Annotated in this window: 2 protein-coding genes; one reads left to right on the top strand and one right to left on the bottom strand. The window is 62.2% G+C overall.

Annotated features, from left to right (window positions below; all coding sequences use genetic code 11):
- Nucleotides 1-641 precede the first annotated feature (641 nt).
- Entirely contained in the window at nucleotides 642-2,672 is a 2,031-nt protein-coding gene (locus tag DKB74_RS15180; protein ID WP_109809043.1) for a calcineurin-like phosphoesterase C-terminal domain-containing protein, read from the bottom strand.
- A 401-nt stretch (nucleotides 2,673-3,073) separates the two neighbouring features.
- Here DKB74_RS15180 and DKB74_RS15175 point away from each other — a divergent pair, with 401 nt between their 5' ends.
- A complete protein-coding gene (locus DKB74_RS15175) occupies nucleotides 3,074-6,097 on the top strand; it encodes a TonB-dependent receptor (RefSeq protein WP_239987548.1) in 3,024 nt (1,007 codons plus the stop codon).
- Nucleotides 6,098-6,214 lie beyond the last annotated feature (117 nt).

The raw sequence follows: 6,214 nt of genomic DNA, 5'->3' as shown, positions 1-6,214 counted from the left end.
GCCCGCCTCGGCTTCCTTCAAAATGCCGATGATCTGCTCTTCCGAAAACTGCTTCCGCTTCATCCGTCCGTCCCTTCGTCGGGTCGGACTCTAGCTCCAACTGGAGGAAAAAGCGGGGGTCACGTCAAACGTCGCTTTCAAGATGTGCTTTGAATGCGATTCCGTATGGCGCCCCGGCGAACCGGTTTCGGACGAAGAGGGCAGCAACTTCGAAAGCTACATGCAGGAGATCGGTCGCGCAGCAAACTGGGAGGATGTGGAGAAATTATCGCAAGTAGACTGACTTGTTGCCGGTGGGTGGGCCAGGTCTTGGGGCGGTAGGGAGCGAAAGCAAGATAAAGGCAGTGGCTCCTGGCCACTGCTAAGCCGTTGTCTGCACATCGTTTTTTAGGGAGATAGGTGGCGCCGTGGGGGAGGCTCGTGGTGCCATTATGATGCCGGATCGGCGCTAAGCGCTTGGAACTCTTCCCTCTTTAGCTGCTGTTCGATGGAGACATTGGGGCGTCGGAGGGGGTGTGGAAAAATTTACAGCGAGATAAAAGACGCGCCGTCTGATGGGTTGTTGAGTGTTGAGTTAGCACGGGAAAAAGCGCCGTCGCTGAAAACGCCCTGCCGTCGCCCGAGCAGATTATCCAGCAATATCAATCTACGGGGCGCTGTAACTCGGGCACGCGCGGTCCGTCTTCGAAGGCATTCCAGACGTCGAAGCGGAACGTGCGCGGGGGGCGTTCAGGCCGTATCTCGAAAATCAGGCTTTCCTGTGCCGATGATCCTTGCTGACGCTGTACCCGCACCGTTGCGACATGAACCCCCGGCGCCAGCGTGGCGGGCAGGCGGAAGCGCCAGAGATGCGAGCTGTGATCGGCTGCAGACCCCTGTGGCTGTGGCGCGGCGGGGGGATGGCGGTCCTGCCGCCCCTGGATAAAGCCCTGCGCCTGCGCGTCTCCCGAACGGCTTTCGAACGCAGTTCGCGCGACGCTCAGCTGGCGCTGCAGCGCGAAGGGATCGGCATGGTCGACGCCGATATGGCTTTCCTCGCCTCGCGCCTGTTGTGTGTGTTCCATCGCCACCGGCGCGCCGTCGTCGAGTGCGATCGTTACGCTGGTCCCGCTGTCACCGAGCCAGACATTGGCAGTGATCCAGCTGCCGCGTGCGAGATCATCGGGCGTCAGCAGGCCGACATCGGGCAGGTCCTGCGCACTGAACGGTGGCACCGGATCGCGCGTATCGCGATCGGCCTCTCGCCAGGCGAGCAGCGCCTGAGCCCAGTCGCGAAATGCGGGCATATTGACCGACAGCCACATCGCCTTGTCCTGTGGCTGGCCGGTCGCGCGATAATCGAGCGCATAATCGGTGCCGGTTATGCGCATGTCGAGATAGCCGCGCGGCGATCCGTCGCCCTGTAGGCTCATCGGAATGCCGGCTACGTCGAAATCGCCACCCCACCAGTCGCCCGCCACGGCACCAGCGACGACATGGCGGAACGGGATCGTGTCGACGCCGACCATTTCGCGCCAGCCCGCATAGCTGTCCCCCGGTGCGAGATTTTCGAGCGTGTGGCTGTGCCCCGAAAGGTCGAGCGCCTTGCGGCCCCTGAGCAGTGCATAGAGTTGGGCGGCATTGTCGGTCTGATGCGCCCAGGTTTCGCGATTGTCGAAACCGACCAGCGGGATGTGATGGCCCAGCACGATCAGCTTGTCCGGGTCGGTCGCGGCAATCAGATTGGCCAGGAACGCCATCTGATCGTCGGTGAAGCGGCCATTATAGGTCTTGCGCGGGTCCTCGGCACAAAAGGCGCGGTCGCCGTTGCGATTATCGGTCTCGCCGCACGGATAGACGACATTGTCGAGCCCGATGAACAGCGTGTCGCCGATTTCGAAGGCATAGGTTTCGGGCCCCCATTCGCGCCGCCAGGTGTCGGAACTGTCGGCGTCGCGATCGGCATCCGAATCATAATCGTGATTGCCCTGCACCCACCATTGCGGGACGTGCAGTGCGCCGAGCACCGTTTCAAGGCGGGGCAGCAGGCCAAGATCGTCGCCGACCAGATCGCCGAGCGCGAAGATGCACGCGGGCGCGGGGCCTTCGCGATCGGTCAGTTCGCGGACGATCGAATCGCGCGCATAGCCGATCTCGTCACCCGAATAGACCTGGACATCGCCGAGCACGGCACAGTTGAAATTGCTGCCGATGGCGCTGGGGGCGAGCGGGAAATTGACTGCAGCGGGCAGCGGCCCGGTGTCGGGCAATCCGCCGAAGCGCATCGGCTTGGGCGATCCGCCCGGCTTGTGGACATAGGCGAATTGGGGAACGAAGTTGCGGTCGGTGGGCACGCGCCATCCGCTCGGCTGAATCACGAACAGGTTCATGTCGGCACGTACCGGAAGCAGGTATCGTCCCTCCGCGTCGGTTGTCGCGATCTCGCGCCCGTTGGAAACCCTGACTCCGGCAATGCCCTGTTCGCCGGGGTCGAGCCGCCCGTTGCGATTGGCATCGTCGAACACTGTGCCGGTGGCGCCTTGCGCATCGGCGCGCGCGTCGCGCACGACTTCGATCGAAGCGAACCAGGGCGTGTCGCGCGACGATCCCGCTTGTGCGAGCGCCGATCGCGCCGCCAGCGTGGCGACGATGGTAAGCGTCAGCAGCAAGGCATGCGATAGGCGGCTTTTCATCGGGCATGCGTCCTTTCGTCGGGCAAAGGCTGCAGGTTCGACCTCGCCGTCATAAATCAACATCAAATCCACAGTTGGCTGTCGGCGGCGATGTTGGAGGATTGTGCCCCTCCGAATCGGCCGTTTCGTGACGGAACAGCGTAAATCTGTGCATTATTCGTTTCAGTACACCTTGCTCCGGGTCGAAACAGGGGCGCTGATGACGCGCTGGCGACGACATGTTGCGCGCATATGACAATCCACCGCATTCCTCGAATTTTGGAAATAATGTTGTTTTGGTGACTGAATGTCACAAAAGCTCAACGCGCCATTCCTAGAGGCGCCGCCTAGCCGGAACATGCCGATCCGGCGACTCGGGCTTCGCCGATCCAAGGCGCATTCCAATCTCAGGGGGTTTTATCGTGACGAGTTTCTCGCGAGCCGCGCGGCCTGCCGCGCTGATCCGTGCCATGTTGCTGGGCGCGGCCATTCCGGCCGCTGCGCTGGTCGCTCCGTCGGCGCATGCGCAGGATTATACCAACATCACTGCTTCGGGCCGCGTGACTGCCGAGGATGGCGCGCCGATCGTCGGCGCGACAGTGACGATCACGTCGTCGGATCGCGGCGTCTCGCGCTCGGTCACCACCAACGATGCGGGCAGCTACAGCTTCGCGCAACTCACGCCGGGCGCCTATGATTTTCACGTCACTGCGCCCGGATTCGCCGCCTATCGCGAAATGCGCGTGCAGCTGACCGCCGGCAACGGCGCGGGCAACAGCTTCCGTCTGGTCCGGGGCGCGGCCGGCGCGGAAACTGCCGGCGACGAGATCGTCGTGCGCGGTTCGCGCGTTGCGACCACCGATTTCAACGATACCGCCACCGGATCGGTGATCGACCTGGCCGAGATCGACAAGCGCGTGCCGGTGGCCCGCTCGCTGCTCGACGTCGCGTTGCTGTCGCCGGGCGTGACGCGCGGTTCCTCAGGTGCGAACAGCGGATTCGCCAATCAGATCACGATCAGCGGCGCGGCCTTCACCGAAAACGCCTATTTCGTGAACGGTCTGAACATCACCAATTTCCGTATGGGCCTGACGCCGGTCGAAGTGCCGTATGATTTCTACGAAACCGTCGAAGTGAAGACCGGCGGCATGCCCGCCGAATTCGGCCGGGCGACCGGCGGCGTGATCAATGCGGTCACCAAATCGGGTTCGAACGAATATCATGCGGGGGTGATGGGATCGATCGAGTTCGAAGGGCTGCGCTCGACCTCGCCCGACACGGCGACCGCGAACAACCGCAACGCCACCCAGTCACGCCACGATGTGGTATTCGAAGCGAGCGGCCCGGTCATTCGCGACCATCTGTTCGTCTATGGCCTGTACAATATCCGCGAATATGAAAGCTTCATGCCCGACGCGGATCAGGACAACGGCACCCGCGTTCGCAATTCCAGCCCCTTCTGGGGCGTGAAGGTCGACGGCTATCTTACCGACAGCCAGCATCTCGAATTCACCTATTTCGACAGCAGCAACGACACCCATACGCGCAGCGTGGATTATGACCGGGCGACCGGCGCGATCGGCGCGGAAACCGGCGGCACCAACGGCCGCGCGGGGGGCGAGAATTTCGTCGGTCGCTATACCGGCACCTTCACTCCGTGGCTCACCGTATCGGCGGCCTATGGCAAGAACAGGCTGCGTGACGGCACGCTGCCGCTCGACATCACCAACGAACGCGTGCTCGATTATCGCACCAACGATGCGGGTACGGACATCGGCCTCAACAAAATTACCGACGCCTATGGCCAGACCGATGACGAGCGCGAATTCTATCGCGCCGACGTGGATTTCAATTTCGAGCTGTTCGGCTCGCACCATCTGCGCGTCGGCTATGATCACGAGACGGATCAGTCGAATCAGATTCACGAGACGATCGGCAACGGATTCTACAAGATCTTCGCCGCCTCCGCCTCGGACGTCACCGATCTGGGGATTGCCGAAGGCACCGAATATTACACGACTCGCGTTTACGCCAATAACGGCGAAACCACGGTAAAGAACGAAGCCTATTATATCGAAGATGACTGGTCGCTGATGAACGACCGGCTGACGCTGCAGCTCGGCCTGCGCAACGATCGCTTCAGCAATCAGGGCGTCGACGGCCGGTCCTATTATGAATCGGGCAATCTGTGGGCGCCGCGTCTGGGCGCATCGTTCGATCTGTTCGGCGATCGCAGTACGAAGGTGTATGGCTATTTCGGCAAATATTATCTGCCGATGGCGGGCGACCTCAACCTTGCCGTCGCCGGCGGCGTGGTGACCTATACGCGCTACAATCTGTTCAACGGCACCGACGCGACCAACGGTACCCCGATCGCCGGTGATCCGATCCTGGGCGGCGTCGGATTCAGTGCCTGTCCCGATACCGGCGTCGCCAATTGCGTCGTCAGCCGCGACGGCAGCATTTCGGACTATTCGAGCGCGCTCGACCATGATCTGAAGCCGCAATCGGTGAACGAATTCGTCCTGGGCGGCGAGCGTCAGATCGGCAACGGCATGCGTGTCGGCCTTTATTACACGCATCGCGAACTGCGTAACGCGATCGAGGATATTTCGACCGGTGCGGGCCTTCGCGCCTATTGCGTGCGGCAGGGCTATGCCGAAACCGTGTGCAACAGCCATTTCGGCGGGGCGGGCCTCTGGCCGATCGCCAATCCGGGCCGCGATGTCGTGATCGACATCACCATGCCCGATGGCACGCGCGAAACCGCGACGCTGCTGGCGAAGGATCTCGGCTACCCCAAGCCCCAGCGTAACTATAATGCAGTGACGCTGACCTTCGATCGCGCATTCGACGGCGTGTGGGGGCTTTCGGGCTCCTACACCTGGGCGATGGACAAGGGCAATTATGAGGGGGGTGTCCGGTCCGAGAACGGCCAGCTGTCGGTCAACCGTTCCGCCGATTTCGATTCGCCCGGCTTCACCAACGGCGCCTATGGTTATCTGCCCAACGATCGCCGCCACACGCTCAAGCTCTATGGCAGCTATCGCCCTCTGGAATTCCTCGATTTCGGCGCCAACCTGCTGATCCAGTCGCCGCAGCATTACAGCTGTATCGGTGTCGTGCCTTCGGCGGTGGACGAAGTCGCGCATGGCTATGGCGGCTACAGCTATTATTGCGGCGGCGAAGTGATCCCGCGTGGCAGCGCCTTTACCGGCGACTGGCTGGCCAAGATCGACGTAAGCGCCACGCTGCGCCTGCCTGCGCGCTGGGGGATCGACGCGTCGGTGCGTTTCGACGTGTTCAACCTGCTCAATGCGAAGGCAGTCACTGCGTATAACGAGTTCGGGGAACAGGGGAACGGATCGCCCAATTCGCTATACCGCACGCCGGTCGCCTATCAGACGCCGCGCTATGCGCGGGTCCAGCTTCGTCTCGGCTTCTGAGGTCTGCAACCATCGGGGTCGGTCGCATGGCCGGCCCCGTTTGTTTGACCGGAAGGGCGATGATTGACCCTTTCCGCAAGCGGCGGCACGCTGATGGCGCGGCGAAAAACCCTGGGG

The sequence above is a fragment of the Stakelama portus genome, from assembly GCF_003171655.1.
Taxonomy (GTDB): Bacteria; Pseudomonadota; Alphaproteobacteria; order Sphingomonadales; family Sphingomonadaceae; genus Sphingomonas; species Sphingomonas portus.
The sequence above is the reverse complement of the archived record's forward strand: the minus strand, read 5'-3'. Positions and strand labels throughout refer to the sequence as shown.